This is a genomic window from Marinococcus halophilus (assembly GCF_900166605.1).
GTDB lineage: Bacteria > Bacillota > Bacilli > Bacillales > Marinococcaceae > Marinococcus > Marinococcus halophilus.
Genome location: NZ_FVZD01000006.1, coordinates 1948907 through 1964077, shown reverse-complemented (window position 1 = coordinate 1964077; position 15171 = coordinate 1948907). Strand labels below are relative to the sequence as shown.

General features: G+C 46.9%; 16 protein-coding genes. 11 read left to right on the top strand and 5 right to left on the bottom strand.

Features of this window, described 5'->3' with window-relative positions:
* Positions 1–4: 4 nt before the first annotated feature.
* The 9 genes from recD2 (at position 5) to B5066_RS16000 (ending at position 9812) form a co-directional block, all read left to right on the top strand.
* Entirely contained in the window at positions 5–2299 is a 2295-nt protein-coding gene (gene recD2 / locus B5066_RS16040; protein WP_079476894.1) for an SF1B family DNA helicase RecD2, read from the top strand.
* A 304-nt stretch (positions 2300–2603) separates the two neighbouring features.
* Positions 2604–5246, top strand: coding sequence for an alanine--tRNA ligase (alaS, locus tag B5066_RS16035; RefSeq protein WP_079476893.1), 2643 nt, complete (start codon positions 2604–2606; stop codon positions 5244–5246).
* A gap of 138 nt (positions 5247–5384) precedes the next feature.
* Positions 5385–5654, top strand: a complete 270-nt coding sequence (locus tag B5066_RS16030; RefSeq protein WP_079476892.1) for an IreB family regulatory phosphoprotein — start codon at positions 5385–5387, stop codon at positions 5652–5654.
* Entirely contained in the window at positions 5651–6076 is a 426-nt protein-coding gene (gene ruvX / locus B5066_RS16025) for a Holliday junction resolvase RuvX (RefSeq protein WP_079476891.1), read from the top strand. Before B5066_RS16030 ends, ruvX begins: the two co-directional genes overlap by 4 nt.
* A gap of 17 nt (positions 6077–6093) precedes the next feature.
* Entirely contained in the window at positions 6094–6384 is a 291-nt protein-coding gene (locus tag B5066_RS16020) for a DUF1292 domain-containing protein (RefSeq protein ID WP_079476890.1), read from the top strand.
* Between the two features lie 110 nt (positions 6385–6494).
* A complete protein-coding gene (gene mltG, locus B5066_RS16015) occupies positions 6495–7595 on the top strand; it encodes an endolytic transglycosylase MltG (protein ID WP_079476889.1) in 1101 nt (366 codons plus the stop codon).
* Between the two features lie 20 nt (positions 7596–7615).
* Positions 7616–8272 carry an O-methyltransferase gene (locus B5066_RS16010; protein WP_079476888.1) on the top strand — a complete coding sequence of 219 codons (657 nt, stop codon included), beginning with the start codon at positions 7616–7618 and terminating at the stop codon, positions 8270–8272.
* 74 nt (positions 8273–8346) lie between these two features.
* Positions 8347–8823: a transcription elongation factor GreA gene (gene greA / locus B5066_RS16005; RefSeq protein WP_079476887.1), complete on the top strand. Its 477-nt coding sequence runs from the start codon at positions 8347–8349 to the stop codon at positions 8821–8823.
* Between the two features lie 182 nt (positions 8824–9005).
* Positions 9006–9812 (top strand): YrrS family protein, encoded by an 807-nt coding sequence (locus B5066_RS16000; RefSeq protein ID WP_079476886.1) that lies wholly within the window; start codon positions 9006–9008, stop codon positions 9810–9812.
* 56 nt (positions 9813–9868) lie between these two features.
* On the opposite strand, the gene B5066_RS15995 is transcribed toward B5066_RS16000, so the two are convergent.
* Entirely contained in the window at positions 9869–10084 is a 216-nt protein-coding gene (locus tag B5066_RS15995; protein ID WP_079476885.1) for a DUF2536 family protein, read from the bottom strand.
* A gap of 80 nt (positions 10085–10164) precedes the next feature.
* On the opposite strand from B5066_RS15995, the gene mtnN reads away from it, so the two are divergent.
* Complete coding sequence (mtnN, locus tag B5066_RS15990; RefSeq protein ID WP_079476884.1) at positions 10165–10854, top strand: 5'-methylthioadenosine/S-adenosylhomocysteine nucleosidase; 690 nt, start codon at positions 10165–10167, stop codon at positions 10852–10854.
* Between the two features lie 28 nt (positions 10855–10882).
* Here mtnN and B5066_RS15985 read toward each other — a convergent pair whose 3' ends face one another.
* Positions 10883–11524, bottom strand: a complete 642-nt coding sequence (locus B5066_RS15985) for an NUDIX hydrolase (protein ID WP_079476883.1) — start codon at positions 11522–11524, stop codon at positions 10883–10885.
* 64 nt (positions 11525–11588) lie between these two features.
* Here B5066_RS15985 and B5066_RS15980 point away from each other — a divergent pair, with 64 nt between their 5' ends.
* Entirely contained in the window at positions 11589–11786 is a 198-nt protein-coding gene (locus tag B5066_RS15980) for a hypothetical protein (RefSeq protein ID WP_079476882.1), read from the top strand.
* 82 nt (positions 11787–11868) lie between these two features.
* Here B5066_RS15980 and B5066_RS15975 read toward each other — a convergent pair whose 3' ends face one another.
* The 3 genes from B5066_RS15975 to B5066_RS15965 all read right to left on the bottom strand — a co-directional run bounded on the left by B5066_RS15975 (position 11869) and on the right by B5066_RS15965 (position 14995).
* Positions 11869–13851, bottom strand: a complete 1983-nt coding sequence (locus tag B5066_RS15975) for a S9 family peptidase (RefSeq protein WP_079477058.1) — start codon at positions 13849–13851, stop codon at positions 11869–11871.
* 445 nt (positions 13852–14296) lie between these two features.
* Positions 14297–14602, bottom strand: coding sequence for a HesB/YadR/YfhF family protein (locus B5066_RS15970; RefSeq protein ID WP_079476881.1), 306 nt, complete (start codon positions 14600–14602; stop codon positions 14297–14299).
* A gap of 120 nt (positions 14603–14722) precedes the next feature.
* Complete coding sequence (locus B5066_RS15965) at positions 14723–14995, bottom strand: HU family DNA-binding protein (RefSeq protein ID WP_022793829.1); 273 nt, start codon at positions 14993–14995, stop codon at positions 14723–14725.
* Positions 14996–15171 lie beyond the last annotated feature (176 nt).

Below are 15171 nucleotides of genomic sequence, written 5' to 3'. Positions count from 1 at the left end.
TGCTATGGAGAACGGATATGATGAACAGGAGCTGCTTGAACCCTATGTCCTCGGAACAGTGCAGCACGTTATATTCCGCAATGAAGAAAACGGCTATACGGTAGCGAAAGTAAAAATTAAAGAATCGATACCCGCCTTTGAAGAAACCACAACGACTATCGTTGGCATCCTTCCGACAGTGGAGGCAAACGAACGATATCGTTTTAGCGGTGAAATTAAACAGCATCCGCGCTTTGGCACCCAGTATCAGGTCGTCTCATACCAAAAAGAGATACCGACCGAACGTTCCGCATTAATTGATTATTTATCGAGTGACCGGTTCCCGTACATCGGGCCAAAAACAGCAGAAAAACTGGTCGATCGCTTTGGGGCCAGAGTGATTGATGAAGTGCTCGAACGTCCGGAAGCCCTCGAAAAGATTCCTGGCCTGAACGAAGAAAAACGTAAACAAATTCGTACCGCCATGCTCGAAAATCAAGGTATGGAGCATGCCATGACGCTTTTAGTGCGCTACGGATTCGGTACGGACCTTGGCGTGAAAATATACAACCAGTACCGCGAGCAGACCCTTGACATCATTCAGCATGATCCGTACCAGCTTGTCTGGGACGTAGATGGTGTTGGCTTTACGAAAGCAGACCGTCTAGGGGAAAACACCGGCATACAAAAAAACGACCCAAGCCGTTTAAAGGCAGGGGTGTTGTTTGAGCTGTACGAGCGGACGATGCAGGACGGGCATGTGTATATCCCAAAGCAGCAGCTGCTCGATAGCGCAGAGCAGCTGCTTGCAGACCCTGCCGTTACCATTGATCAGCAGGAGCTGAAGCTTGTACTGCAGGAGCTCGTAAACGAAGAGCGGGTGCAGATCGACGATAGCCGTGTTTATATCGCCTCTTTGTATTTTGCGGAAAAAGGTTTTTCAAGCAGGGTACATAAGCTTCAGGAGGAAGCGGAGGAAAAAGAATATTCCCAGGCGGATCTGCTGCAGGCACTCGGGGAAGTGGAGGAGAAGTTCGATATTGAGTATGCTGATCAGCAGAAAGAAGCGATACAAACGGCTATGGAAAAACCATTGATGCTTCTTACAGGAGGGCCGGGGACTGGCAAGACCACGATCATCCGGGCCATTGTAGAAGTGTACGCCTCCCTCTACGATATTTCTCTTGATCCTTCGGAATATTCGGGGAAGAAGCCTTTTCCAGTATTGCTTGCAGCCCCGACCGGACGGGCGGCAAAGCGAATGAAAGAATCCACCGGCCTGCGGGCGGTGACAATTCATAAGCTGCTCGGATTCAGCGGAGAAGGGGAAAATGAGCTGTTTGAAAAGGATGAGTACGAGCCACTTGAAGGGGAGCTGCTGATTGTTGACGAAGTTTCGATGGTGGACATGTGGCTTGCCAATCAGCTGATTCGGGCGGTGCCGAAAGGAATGAAAGTAATTTTTGTTGGGGACGAAGACCAGCTGCCTTCGGTAGGCCCGGGCCAGGTGCTCGGAGATCTTCTTGAAGCAGGTACCATACCAACTGTGAGCTTATCAGTGGTATACAGGCAGACGAACCAGTCATCAATTGTAGAATTAGCCCATGCGATGAAAGAAGGAGGGCTGCCGGACGACTTCGAGCAGCCGTTTGAAGACCGCCGGTTTTTCCCGTGCTCAAAATCACAGGTGGCCGATGTGGTGGAGAAAACGTGTGCCGGCGCCATCCGGAAGGGCTACGATCCGATGGATATTCAGGTGCTTGCCCCGATGTACCGGGGGGAAGCGGGCATCCACGCCCTGAACGAACGTCTGCAGGAGATGTTTAACCCCCGGACGCCGCAGAAACGGAGTGTAACCTTCGGTGACGCTGTTTATCAGAAGGATGATATCGTTCTTCAGCTTGTAAATAACGGCGAAGAAGGCATATATAACGGGGACAAAGGCGTGCTCGAAACTGTCTTTGAAGCAAAAGAAACTGTCGATAAAGAAATGCAGGTTGTTTTTTCCTTTGACGAAAAGGAAGTCAGTTACACGCGCCAGGACCTCAAACAAATCACTCTTGCCTACTGTACTTCTATTCATAAGGCGCAGGGAAGCGAGTTTCCCATTGTAGTTGTGCCGATGCTGATGTCCTACCGGCGGATGCTGCGCCGTAATTTGTTGTACACAGCGATCACACGGGCGAAGGATTATTTAATTCTCTGCGGCGAAAAAGAAGCGTTCATGTATGCCGTAAAGCAGGAATCAAAAAATGAACGCTATTCGTACCTGAAGGAACGACTGAAACACCGGGAAGAAGATCCGGAAGACCAGGCTTGACAGAAAATACGGTTTCCGATATAACTGAAACAGAATAACAAAAACAGTGATGGAACGAGTACGGCGGGTATATTCACACAGAGACCGGCAGCAGCGGCTGAAACTGCCGGAGAATAACCCGCCCGAACGCTGCTCCGGAGTGCAGGCAAACCCTGCCGGATCATCCACGTTAAGGATGCTGAGTTGGCCGCTTGATATGTGGCAACCAGGGTGGTAACGCGAGCACACTCGTCCCTGTTTTCAGGGGCGGGTTTTTTAATGTGATATAAACGAAAGTGAAAAATTCACGGGAGGCTGATCAATAATGCCAGCATTAACATCTACTGAAGTCCGGCGGCGCTTTTTGGACTTTTTTGAGGAAAAAGGACACACGATTGAACCGAGTGCTTCGCTTGTTCCACACGAAGACCCGACGCTTTTGTGGATCAACAGCGGTGTCGCTACGATGAAAAAATATTTTGATGGCCGGGTAATCCCTGAAAACCCGCGCCTTGCGAACGCTCAAAAATCAATCCGGACAAATGATATTGAAAATGTCGGAAGAACAACGAGACACCATACATTTTTTGAAATGCTCGGTAATTTCTCGATCGGTGACTATTTTAAAAAGGAAGCCATCGAATGGGCCTGGGAATTTTTAACGTCAGAGCGCTGGATAGGCTTTGATGCAGACCGGCTGTCAGTTACCGTGCATCCTGAAGACGATGAGGCTTATCAATACTGGCGGGAAATTATCGGACTTCCTGAAGAACGGGTAATCCGGCTCGAAGAAAACTTCTGGGATATCGGCCAGGGACCGAGCGGGCCAAATACGGAAATTTTCTATGACCGCGGAGACGCCTGGGGGGACGATCCACGCGATCCTGAACTGTACCCAGGAGGCGAAAATGAGCGTTATTTAGAAGTATGGAATCTCGTATTTTCGCAGTTCAATCATAATGCCGATGATACGTATACACCTCTTCCAAAGAAAAACATTGATACGGGCATGGGGCTGGAACGGCTTGTAACTCTCGTTCAGGACGTGCCGACAAACTTTGATACTGATCTTTTCCGGCCGATCATCCGAAAGGTAGAAGAAGTGTCCGGAAGAACGTATGGAGAAAATGAAGAGCAGGACATTGCTTTTCGTTTGATTGCTGATCACGTACGGACAGTCAGCTTCTCCATCGGGGACGGGGCCCTGCCGTCCAATGAAGGACGCGGTTACATTTTGCGCCGCCTGCTCCGCCGTGCGGTACGTTATGCCGGCTGGCTCGGGCAGGAGGAGCCGTTTATGCACAGGCTTGTAGGCGTCGTGGGTGAGATTATGGAAGATTACTATCCGGAGGTTCGTGAAAAACAATCCTTTATTGAACGTGTGGTAAAAACGGAGGAAGAACGTTTCCATGAAACGCTGAACGATGGGTTGAAAATGCTGAAGCAGGTGACAGAAAGAGCCCGCAGCAAAGGTGAGACCGTTATCTCCGGCAAGGACGTATTCCGTCTGTATGATACGTACGGATTCCCGCCTGACTTAACGGCAGAATACGTAGTGGACGAAGGTTTTGCGGTAGATAACGAGGAATTCGAAGTGGAAATGGAAGCGCAGCGGAGCCGGGCGCGGGCTGCGAGAAAAGACAGCGGTTCGATGCAGACCCAGGAAGCACTTCTGACAGATATAGAAACGACCAGCACGTTCGTCGGCTACGAGCATTTTGATGTAGAAACAAATGTTCAGGCGCTGATCCACAACAAAGAAATCGTGGACACAGTCGGCGCCGGGGAACAGGTGCAGCTTATCCTGGAAAAAACCCCGTTCTATGCGGAAAGCGGCGGACAGGTGGCAGACCGCGGCACGATCGTAAATGAGGTATCAGGAGTGCAAGCGGTAGTGGAAGACGTTCAAAAAGCTCCAAATGGCCAGCATCTTCATACGGTACGGATCGAGAAAGGATCTCTTCGCAAAGGAATGCACGTCAGAGCATCCATCGAAGAAAATACGAGAAGCAGCATTATCAAAAACCACACAGCGACCCATTTGCTGCACCAGGCACTTAAGGACGTTCTTGGCGAGCACGTAAACCAGGCAGGGTCAATTGTGACGGACAACCGTCTACGCTTTGACTTTTCCCATTTCGGGCAGGTCACTGAAGAAGAAATAAAGCAGATTGAATACCAGGTGAATGAAAAAATATGGTACAACATGTCGGTTCTTATTGAAGAAAAAGGCATCAACGAAGCGAAACAGATGGGGGCCACTGCGTTATTTGGTGAAAAATACGGAGAAAGAGTGCGCGTGGTGCAGATCGGTGACTACAGTATCGAGCTGTGCGGCGGCTGCCATGTCGGAAGCACCTCCGAAGTTGGAGTGTTCAAGATTACAGGAGAATCCGGTATTGGGGCCGGGACCCGCCGCATAGAAGCTGTTACCGGCCGGTATGCGTATGAGTACGTTGAAAGCAGAATACAGCTGCTGGAGGAAACAGGAAGCATCGTCCGGGCCCGTGCTGTTGACGACATTCCACAGCGGGCAGAAGCTCTGCAGGAGCAGATCAGAAGCCTTCAAAAAGAAAATGAATCATTGTCGCAAAAGCTGAGTAATCTCGAAGCCGGTGATCTTGCAGACGCGGCAGAAGAAATAAATGGTATGCCGGTGATTGCCAAAGAACTTCCGGGAGCAGATAAAGATACACTAAGACAGACAGTAGACGAACTCAAGCAGAAGCTTGGAAGCGGTATTGTTGTGCTTGGAACATCGGAAGGAGAAAAAGTACAGCTCATTGCCGGCGTAACCAAAGATCTGACTGAACGGTATAAAGCAGGAGATATTGTGAAAAAAGCAGCAGAAGTGTGCGGAGGCGGGGGAGGCGGCCGCCCGGATATGGCTCAGGCAGGGGGAAAACAGCCCGAAAAGCTTGCCGAGGCATTAGAAGAAGCGAAGAAGTTTATCTTATCCCTTTCCTAATTGCCCCTATCTCATGTACAATATAATCGTCTATATAGTAACCATATTAATTACCACAGTATAGGAAGGGAGCTTCTCCTCCCTTCTGCTTTTTATGAAATGAAATTTCGTGAAAAGTCATCTGAGGAGGTGGAGGAATTGGATACGAACGACCGGACCGTACGTTTTAACCGAGAAGAAGATTCTTCCGACCCGAAGGCCGAAGAAGTTCTGCTCAGCGTGTATGAAGCGCTCGAGGAAAAAGGGTATAATCCAATTAATCAAATTGTGGGATATTTGCTTTCAGGCGATCCAGCTTATATCCCCCGCCATAAAGAAGCAAGAACGACCATCCGCCAGCTCGAGCGGGATGAATTAATTGAAGAATTAATTCGACATTATTTAAAGGATCACCAAATATCCTCGTGAAAAAAGCGCTTGGCATCGATGTCGGAAAGAAAAGAATCGGGATTGCCGTTTCCGATGCGCTTGGCTGGACAGCCCAGGGGATAGAAACGATTCATTTGAAAACGACAGAGCCGGACGAAGCCTTCCCGCGTATTCTTGAACTGGTCAAAGAAAATGAAATAGAGCAGCTTGTGGTCGGCCTTCCTAAAAACATGGACGGTACAATTGGCGGCAGGGGAAAAGAGTGCCAGGCTTTTGCAGAAAATCTTAAAGAATTTTCCTCCCTGCCGGTAGCCATGTATGATGAGCGTTTGACAACAAAGGCGGCAGAACGCACACTGTTACAAGCAGATGTCAGCAGGAAAAAGCGCAAAAAAGTCGTAGATAAAATGGCAGCTGTCATGATTTTGCAAAGTTATTTGGATCATCAATCAAACTTATAGTAAAGAGGTGAAATATAATGGCTGAGGAAGAAGAAAAAGAGCGAATTGTCATTCCGGATGAGGACGGCAATGAACATTTATTTGATATTTTGTTTACGTTCGATGCAGATGAAAGCGAGCAGTCTTACATTGTAGTAGTCCCATCGAGCGATGCCGACAATGAAGAAGTGGAGGTCTTTGCTTTCCGTTATGAAGAGGAAGGTGAGGGCGACGAGTCGGATATAAACCTCTTCCCGATCGAGTCTGATGAAGAATGGGAAATGGTCGAAGAAATGGTAAACACGTACAGTGCTAACGAAATGGAGTAGAACCTGTTCTAACCGTAAAGGAAGCACACCGGATCTTCTTCCGGTGTTTTTCTTTATCATTATGCCTGCCCTGCAGCTGAGCCGGGGGGTTAAGAGGAGAACATCCATTCATGAAAACGCTCATATATTCATATACCGGGCGCCGCAGATCTAAAAAGAAAAAAGGGAAGGCGGGGCTCTATGGTCTGGGACTTATATTCCTAATGAGTTTCGCTGCGGGTCTCCTGTATGTGCTGTACATGCTTTTTCCGGTGGCGGAAAACAGCAGGGAAAAACAGACAGTAGTAATTGAACAGGGCACTTCGACGGAAGCAGCGGCTGAGCAACTTAAAAATCAGCAGCTGATCAGGCATGCTGGAGTGTTTCAATACTACAGCTACTTACGTCCAGATAGCCTGAAAGCCGGTACATACCGATTATCTGCTTCGATGAGTGCCGGGGAAATAGCCGGGGCGCTTGAAGCGGGGGAGCAGGCTCAGGAGCCGGTAGTTTCTATTACTGTTCCCGAAGGTCGATCCCTGGAACAAATAGCACGAATCAGCGCAAAGAATGCTGATTTTTCAGAAGAAAAATTTATGGAAACAGCAACAGAGGATTCGTTTATTCGTTCTTTAAGTGAATCATATTCATTTATACAGCAGCCGAACAATCAAAATGAAATTCGGTACGCGCTTGAAGGTTATTTATCGCCACAGACGTATGAGTATTACGGTGAATCGCCGGAAGCTGAAGTAATTATAAAGGATATGATTGAACGCACCAACAAAACTATGGTAGAATTTTCGAATCAAATCGCGGACAGCTCCTGGACAGTTCGTGAGATATGGACCATCGCCTCCATCGTAGAACGAGAGGCCATGCGGGCAGAAGACCGGGCTCCGATTGCCGGAGTAATCGAGAATCGGCTGGGGAAAAATATGCGCCTCGAGATGGACCCTACAGTAGCATATGCGCTCGGTGAACACAGGCTCCGTACATCCTTTAAGGATTTGCAGGTTTCTTCCCCGTATAACACATACCGGAACCGGGGGCTGCCTCCGGGACCGATTGCAAGTCCGGGAACGCAGTCGATACAGGCAGCTTTGAGCCCTGAACGCACAAAGGCACTATACTTTTATGCCCGCCCGAACGGGAATGTTATATATAACGAAACGTACGAGCAGCATACACGTACACAGAATAAGTATGAAAGCGAGTGGGAGAATCAATAGCTGGGAAAGCGGGCGAAAATATGCCGGAGATAAACAACCATTTTATTGAATACCGAAAAGAATTGGGGCTCGGGCCCCGGCCGTGGTTTGAGGAAATGATGGAAGAAGCGGCACAGGACCGGGTCCCCATCATGGATGAAGAAGCGCTGCAATTCATGATTGGGCTGCTGCAGCTAAAACAGCCGGACTCAGTGTTGGAAATTGGAACTGCAATTGGCTATTCTGCTTTGCGTATGGCCGCTGCCCTGCCTGAAACGTCCATAATCTCGGTGGAAAAAGACGAGGAACGCTACAGGCGCGCAGAATATTACCGCCAAAACAGTCCGTGGCGGGAACAGGCTGCATTTATTCTCGGCGATGCTTTGGACCTGAAAGAGGAATTTTCAGAGAGAGGCGCGTTTGACGCTGTATTTATAGATGCCTCTAAAGGACAATATCAGCAGTATTTTCAATTATGCGAACAGCTGCTGGCCCCTGGTGGGCTTGTTATTAGCGACAACGTACTGTTCCGCGGTTTGGTTGCGGACCCTGAAGCGGATATTCCTAAACGATTACAGCCGATGGTGAAGAAAATAAGGAAATATAACCGCTGGCTGGTGGAAAGAAAAGATTTTCATACCGATATTTTTCCTGTAGGGGACGGGGTGGCAATAAGCATTCACCTTCCGGGAAAGTGAGCAGTAAAACGTAAAATACTATAAAAGCAAGTTAAAATATGATACATTTTTATACTGAATAGAGGAGTGAAAATATGCCAGAAGAAAAACAGCATTTTATGACAGAAGAAGGCAGAAAAAAACTAGAAGAGGAACTCGAATATTTAAAAACGGAGCGGCGCCAGGAAGTCGTGGAGCGCATAAAAATTGCAAGAAGCTTCGGCGATTTGTCCGAAAACTCGGAGTACGACGCTGCTAAAGATGAACAGGCTTTTGTAGAAGGACGAGTTGGCCAGATTGAGCAGATGCTGAAAAACGCTGCTATTATTGAAGAAGATACAAGCAACAACTCCGTCGTGTCACTCGGAAAGTCGGTCCGGTTTAAAGAACTGCCAAATGGGGATGAAGAAAGTTATACGATTGTTGGAAGCGCGGAATCTGATCCGCTTGAAGGGAAAATTTCTAACGATTCTCCTATGGCCCAGAGTCTGCTTGGACGCCAGATCGGCGAGCAGGTTACGGTTTCAACACCAGGCGGGGACATAGAAGTGGAAATCATTGAAATCGCCTAGAAGTTCAACGCAGCAATGAAAACTAAAAACGGCGCCCTGTTTTGAGGATGTAAATCATAGGTCTATATTCCCTCGTTTTCCGAAAGTATTTCCTTTATGATAAAACATGTTACGTGCTCTCTGCAGGGCGTGTTTTTGTACTATAAAAGCAATACATACGATAGGGGCAGGTGAATCATAAGATGTCGAACAACAATTATAACGACGAATCCGGATCACGCTTTCAAAAGAAAAGGAAAAAGAGAATGAATAATGTTTTAAATGCTGCGATCGGTGTAGTAGCAGTGCTTATTCTGTTCTTTGGGATTCTGTTGTTATTTTTCAATAATAATAATGAACAGGCTGAAGATAACGGAGAAGAAGTGGCAGACTCAACTAATACCGAAGAACAACAAAACGAAAGCGGACCGGAGGAGAATCCGGACACTTCTTCGACGGAAGAAACGCCGGAGAATAACGCAGACGAAGAGAATACAGCCGAGGAAAATGCGAACGAAGAAAATGCAGAAGAACCGGCAGGAAACTCTGAATCTGATTCTTCTTCCGAGTCTGATTCTTCTAATGAAGAAGCGGAAAGCGATTCTTCTGAGGAAGAAACATCCAGCGAAGATTCTTCTGAAGAGGAAGGCAGCAGCGCCTCCGAATCGGAAAACAGTGAAAGTGACGATACTGTACCATCCCAGGAGGATGGAGAATATGAGCCGGTAGGCACGGAACAGGAAAACTTCCAGGCAGACTTCACTGAAGGCGGCCAGAACTGGGAAGAGATGGAGGATGCTGTAGAAGCCGCCACAGGGTTGAGATCAACGGAAGGCAACAGTACTGTGCTTTGGAGGCTTGAAAACGGTGGTTCCCAGGATACCGCAAGAGCGGTGATCAGTGAGGACGCCAGCAGTGAAAATCCATACGAGGTACACATGGAATGGGTGGATGGCGAAGGCTGGAAGCCAACAAGCGTCGAGCGTCTCAGCAGTAACCAGTATAATTAATGAAAAACCGGCTTCCCTGGAGGAGGCCGGTTTTTTCGTGTATGGAGCATGTTAAGTTAAGAAGTTGGAATAGCACGGAAATGAACAACAGCAGTATAGATTGAACGACCGTTCTCCGAACGGGTATGCACGTGGTGCTGAACGTGATGGACCTCAAGCATAAGAGCCTCATTCTGTTCGATTTTTTGTTGAATGTCCGCCTCGAGTTGTTCAAGAGACAACGATTCAAAAAATTCTACTTTATCCCGGATTGTTTGAAGGTTTAAAGACATATGTATTCTCCTTTGCGTTATAATATACAGGGTAGTTTCACAAGTAATTATAATTGTAGATGATAAAGGTGGGTCCGCCAATGCGTTTAGGCATTATTGGAGCAATGGAAGAAGAAGTGGAGTATTTAAAAAGTTTAATGGAAAACATTGAAGAAAAAGAAAGCGGAGGCTGCTTTTTTTCTTTTGGGCGCTTAAACGGCCATGAGGTCATTCTGCTGCAGTCAGGCATCGGGAAAGTGAACGCAGCTATTGCCACTTCACTATTAATTGAGCTGTATAAGCCCGAAGCCGTAATTAACACAGGCTCAGCCGGAGGGTTTAACCCGGAGCTTTCTGTAGGAGATGTCGTGGTCTCCACAGAGGTGCGCTACAACGACGTGGATGCGACTGTATTTGGGTATGAATTTGGACAAGTGCCCAATATGCCCGCCGCTTATTCTGCAAGCCGAGAATGGATAGAAAAAGCAGAATCAGCCGCTTCGCAGGTAGACTTAAACACACGGACGGGACTGATTTTATCCGGGGATTCGTTTATGAGTAAGGCTGAGCAGGTGGAAAGCTTAAAAGCCCACTTTGATGAGCCCCAGTGTGCAGAAATGGAAGCAGGAGCAATTGCCCAGGTGTGCTACCGGTTTTCATGTCCATTTGTCATAATTCGTTCGCTTAGTGACATTGCAGGCAAAGAAGCAAAACAATCCTATGATGAATTTTTAAAGCATGCTTCAAAGCAGTCAGCGGATATGGTGATCGCGCTGTTGGCACAAGCCTGATACCATTTTTGATTCAGGCTCCAGGCTGTTACCGAAGAAGAGAAACGGTATGGCGAATGATTTGTGCTGTCAGTCCCCAAATAACGACATCCTGGTAGTGATAGACAAATTGGGGCAGTGTTGTAGTATTTGTACGATACGTTTCTTCATTTGGAATTAATGAAGTAGGGAAGCTGTCTGAAAAACGCATGCCCATGTAAACATTATGTTTTTCGGGCTCGTGATTTAGAAAGAAGTCAAGCGGCACGGTGAATAGCTCGTCTACTTCTGACGTATTGGGGGAAAAATTCCCCGAGTAGTCTACCTCTCCAATATAAGGATACACTATTCGTTGGAATGGCTGAACAACAACGTCTAAAGCCCCCCATACATCTAACGCAGAAGAGGGGATCCCGGTTTCTTCTTCGAATTCTCGAAGGCCTGCAGCAAGAGGAGAAGAGTCAGAGTCATCAATTTTCCCGCCAGGAAAACATATTTCCCCTGGCTGGGACTGCAGCGACCAGGCTCTACGCTCAAACATGATATGATATTTATTTTGTTGTTGAAGCAGGGGTACTACTACCGCTGCTTTTCGCATATGCTCTTCTCCCATTATAGCCGCAGAACGGGTGCGGATTCTGTTTCTCCAATAGCGGGCATTGTCCATAGTATCCTCCTTTTGAGGTATCATTGTTTTTCATCCTCTTGAATGTGGTATATACAGTTTATAGGATCATATTACAGGAGGGATAAAGATGTCAGAATCAGAACGTCTTAAAAATAAAGTGAAAAAAGAACAAAAACAGCAGCCGGATAAAAAGCCAGGCAATGAAGAGCCGCCTACAAGCAGTGAAGATCCAATCCCACTGGCAGACATGAAATACGAGGAAGAAGAAAACAGGAAAAAGCATAATACCAAGAAACGCTCCGGCAGTGAAGATAAAGATGACTGACGGCACATGTAAATGAAATCCCGCTTCAATGGAGAAGCGGGATCATTTTTATGCTGCACACTACCGAAAGCTTCGAGGAATATTATTTTTCTATATAGTGGTGAAACCAGTCGATCATATGATTTAGTCGTTCGATCCGCAGGGCGGGCGGACCGGAGCGGCTTAGTTCATGATTAGCTCCTGGAAAACGGAGAAAAGAAACCGTTTTGTTTAAATATTTCATGTTAATAAACAACTGCTCTGCCTGTTCCATTGGACAACGATAATCGTTTTCGCTGTGCATGATCAACAGAGGCGTATGAATATCTTTCACGTAACGGAGTGGCGAATGATGCCAGAGCTTTTCTGGATCCTGATGAAGCGGCACCCCAATCTCCCAGTCCGTGAAAAAGAAGCCGATATCACTCACTCCATAAAAGCTGAGCCAGTTCGAAATGGAGCGTTGGGTAACAGCTGCCTTGAATCGATTGGTATGGCTGATCATCCAGTTAGTCATGAAGCCGCCATAGCTCCCTCCGGTCACTCCCAGCCGGTTGCGGTCTATAAACTCGTAGCTGTCGACTGCGTGATCTAAAATGGCAAGCAAATCCTCAAAATCTTTCCCGCCATAATCCCGGCGGCACGCATCGGCAAAAGCCTGGCCGTAACCATGGCTCCCCCGGGGATTGCTGAACAGGACTCCGTAGCCCTCTGCTGCAAGCAGCTGAAACTCATGGAAGAATGTATGGCCGTACATCGCGTGCGGGCCTCCATGAATTTCCAGGATTAGCGGAAACGCCTGACCTTCTTCATAATTGACCGGATACATAATCCAACCGTGAACGTCCCAGTGGTCGCTTGTACGAACGGAAAGAGTCTCGGGCAAAGAGAGATCAACCTCTTTCAAAAAGCCGGCATTGACGTCTGTCAGCCGTACCCGGCCCTTGTCCTCGAGCCGGCGGCTGTAAAAATCCCCGGGGTTTGAAGGATCGCTGATGCCTAAAACAAATTGCTCGTTTTTTGGATGAAAGGAGAACGAAAAGACGTGATTGTCTTCATCATGAATGGCGGTAATTTCATTATGCATATCCATTTGATACAAACCGACTTTACCATTCTCGCTTGCCAAAAAGTAAATATGCTCCTGATCGCTTGACCATACTGGTTTATCAGAGGTATGCCCGGTTCTGATATCGCCGGTCATGTAATCTCCTATCTGGACGTCCCACTTTAGTGTCATTCCTTTTCGTTCTTTTGTTAATGGATTGATCAGCCAGATTTGATTAATAGTGGCGCTTTTATACTCTAATTCGTGGCCAGTACATGCAATCCAAGAGCCATCCGGGGACCAGCTGGCATTAGTAAACATTCCCGAGGAGTCGGTCAGTTTAGAAATTTCTTTTGTTTCAACATTAAGTGTATACAGGTCCTGGACTGGAGAAATATCTTCGTCGCTGTTTCTGTTTGCTGTAAATACAATGAACTGGCTGTCCGGGGACCATTCGGGATCATGGTGATCATAGCTTCCGTTCGTAAGCAGGGAGGTTTCTTCCTGGTCAAATCGAAACAAGCCGATATGTGAGCGCCTGCCGTAATGAAAGCCGCGGCTGTCTGATTTATAACGAAGGCGGTCAATTTTTACAGCCGAAGGAGCACTGCTGGAAGAATCCTCTGATGCTGAAAGGAGGTCTTCTTCAGTGGCATGCTCTGTTTCAAACAGCAGTTTTTGGCTGTCCGGAGACCACACTGGGTTTGAGGCTCCGTGTTGAACAGAGGTAATCTGCTTTGGCTCTCCCCCTGAAGTGCTCATTACCCAGATTTGGTTAAGTCCCGAGCGGTTAGATACAAAAGCGAGGCTTGACCCATCCGGGGACCACCGCGGCGAAAAATTTGTGTAAGAGCCGAATGTCCATTGAACTGGCACATCATCCGTTAAATATTGCGTGTATATATTTGAATAATAGCTGTTCGTATCTGTTTGAATAGATTTTTGCACGAACGCATAACGCTCGCCGTCTGAAGAAAGGCGAGCATCGTCCACGACATGAATACGCTCTAAATCAGCTGCAGTTAAAGGTCTTTTCATAGACAACGTAGTATCCTCCTCATATTGTACCTGTGATGCTGTTCTTTTGGGAAAGGTTCCATGTATGTAGGGTGCTTTTTTAGTATAGTAAAACGTATCGTAAAAAACAAACAAACTGCAAGGCTGAAAGTCCTGTGAAAAAACAGTGGAAGAACATCTGACACATATAATGAAAATCAGGGGGCGACTATGTACACTGATAAATAACAGGAGGCAGATGCTTCGTTCCAGCATTTCATTGTTGTTTTTTGCAGAAACAATCGAAATGGATCAGCCGGCATGGCTTTTCGTATTGGAGCAGGGCACGTCCTGTAAGCCGTGAATAACAGGCTCTCCTTTAGGCATCACTCTCTCTCCCTTGAAGCTGCAGGCACTTAGGCCTGCAGCCTTTTTTTGCTGACAGGGGAAAGTGACAGCCCTGAAATAAAAATGCAGAGTAGGTGCACTACTCTGCGTCGCTGCTTTCGTTATATTCAAACACAATGGTATCATGTTTCCGGCTGAAGCTGACGTGCAGGTTGTGTGCGCGTAAATACCAGCTGTCTGTATTCTCTACGTAAAAAGTGAGGCCTTCTTCTTCAGTCGTCACTGCCGGCTTCTCTGGTTTATCAAGAGCAATGCCCATAGAAAAGCCAGGATAGAGCTGGGGAGAACCACCATAGCGAACATAGAATCTTACAGAATCGCCGCTTTCCACATTTAGTTCTTCCTTCATCCATTTAACTGCGGGACGGGTAATTGTTATATCCATACATAAACTCCTTCAAAGAATGATATAGAATTGTTCCCTTATTCGCATTGGAAGAAACACCAAAGAACGTCAAGAAAAAACAGCCCTTCTGACCAGAAAGGCTGTTTTTAAGTATTTATGTTAGTTTACAGCATCTTTCAGCTGTTTGCCCGGGCGAAACGCAGGATTCTTTGTGGAAGGAATCTTAATTTCTGCGCCGGTTTGCGGGTTACGCCCTTTACGAGCGGCACGCTCGCGTACTTCAAAGCTTCCAAATCCAACTAACTGGATTTTGTCGCCTTTTTTCAAAGTTTCTGTGATGCTGTCGAATACAGCGTCTACAGCTTTGGAAGCGTCTTTTTTCGAAAGCTCAGCCTGATCTGAAACTGCGTTGATTAAATCCGTCTTGTTCATGAAAATACTCCCTTTCATTCCATAAATTTAGAGTCTTTCATACCAAATTAACTCATGAAAACCCTGGTATGTCAACCCTTCCATTTATTTTTGTAGGTTTCTAAGAAGAAAAACCAGTAATAAAGCAAATATATTTTAAAAATACTTACATTATTCTGGTTTTTTTCTTAAACCCC

Coding starts and splice junctions, on each gene's coding strand:
- B5066_RS15970 (WP_079476881.1), bottom strand. CDS start 14,602: ATGGATATAACAATTACCCGTCCCGCAGTTAAATGGATGAAGGAAGAA.
- B5066_RS16020 (WP_079476890.1), top strand. CDS start 6,094: ATGGCTGAGGAAGAAGAAAAAGAGCGAATTGTCATTCCGGATGAGGAC.
- recD2 (WP_079476894.1), top strand. CDS start 5: ATGGAGAACGGATATGATGAACAGGAGCTGCTTGAACCCTATGTCCTC.
- B5066_RS16010 (WP_079476888.1), top strand. CDS start 7,616: ATGCCGGAGATAAACAACCATTTTATTGAATACCGAAAAGAATTGGGG.
- B5066_RS15995 (WP_079476885.1), bottom strand. CDS start 10,084: ATGTCTTTAAACCTTCAAACAATCCGGGATAAAGTAGAATTTTTTGAA.
- greA (WP_079476887.1), top strand. CDS start 8,347: ATGCCAGAAGAAAAACAGCATTTTATGACAGAAGAAGGCAGAAAAAAA.
- B5066_RS15965 (WP_022793829.1), bottom strand. CDS start 14,995: ATGAACAAGACGGATTTAATCAACGCAGTTTCAGATCAGGCTGAGCTT.
- mtnN (WP_079476884.1), top strand. CDS start 10,165: ATGCGTTTAGGCATTATTGGAGCAATGGAAGAAGAAGTGGAGTATTTA.
- B5066_RS15980 (WP_079476882.1), top strand. CDS start 11,589: ATGTCAGAATCAGAACGTCTTAAAAATAAAGTGAAAAAAGAACAAAAA.
- alaS (WP_079476893.1), top strand. CDS start 2,604: ATGCCAGCATTAACATCTACTGAAGTCCGGCGGCGCTTTTTGGACTTT.
- mltG (WP_079476889.1), top strand. CDS start 6,495: ATGAAAACGCTCATATATTCATATACCGGGCGCCGCAGATCTAAAAAG.
- B5066_RS15975 (WP_079477058.1), bottom strand. CDS start 13,851: ATGAAAAGACCTTTAACTGCAGCTGATTTAGAGCGTATTCATGTCGTG.
- B5066_RS15985 (WP_079476883.1), bottom strand. CDS start 11,524: ATGATACCTCAAAAGGAGGATACTATGGACAATGCCCGCTATTGGAGA.
- B5066_RS16000 (WP_079476886.1), top strand. CDS start 9,006: ATGTCGAACAACAATTATAACGACGAATCCGGATCACGCTTTCAAAAG.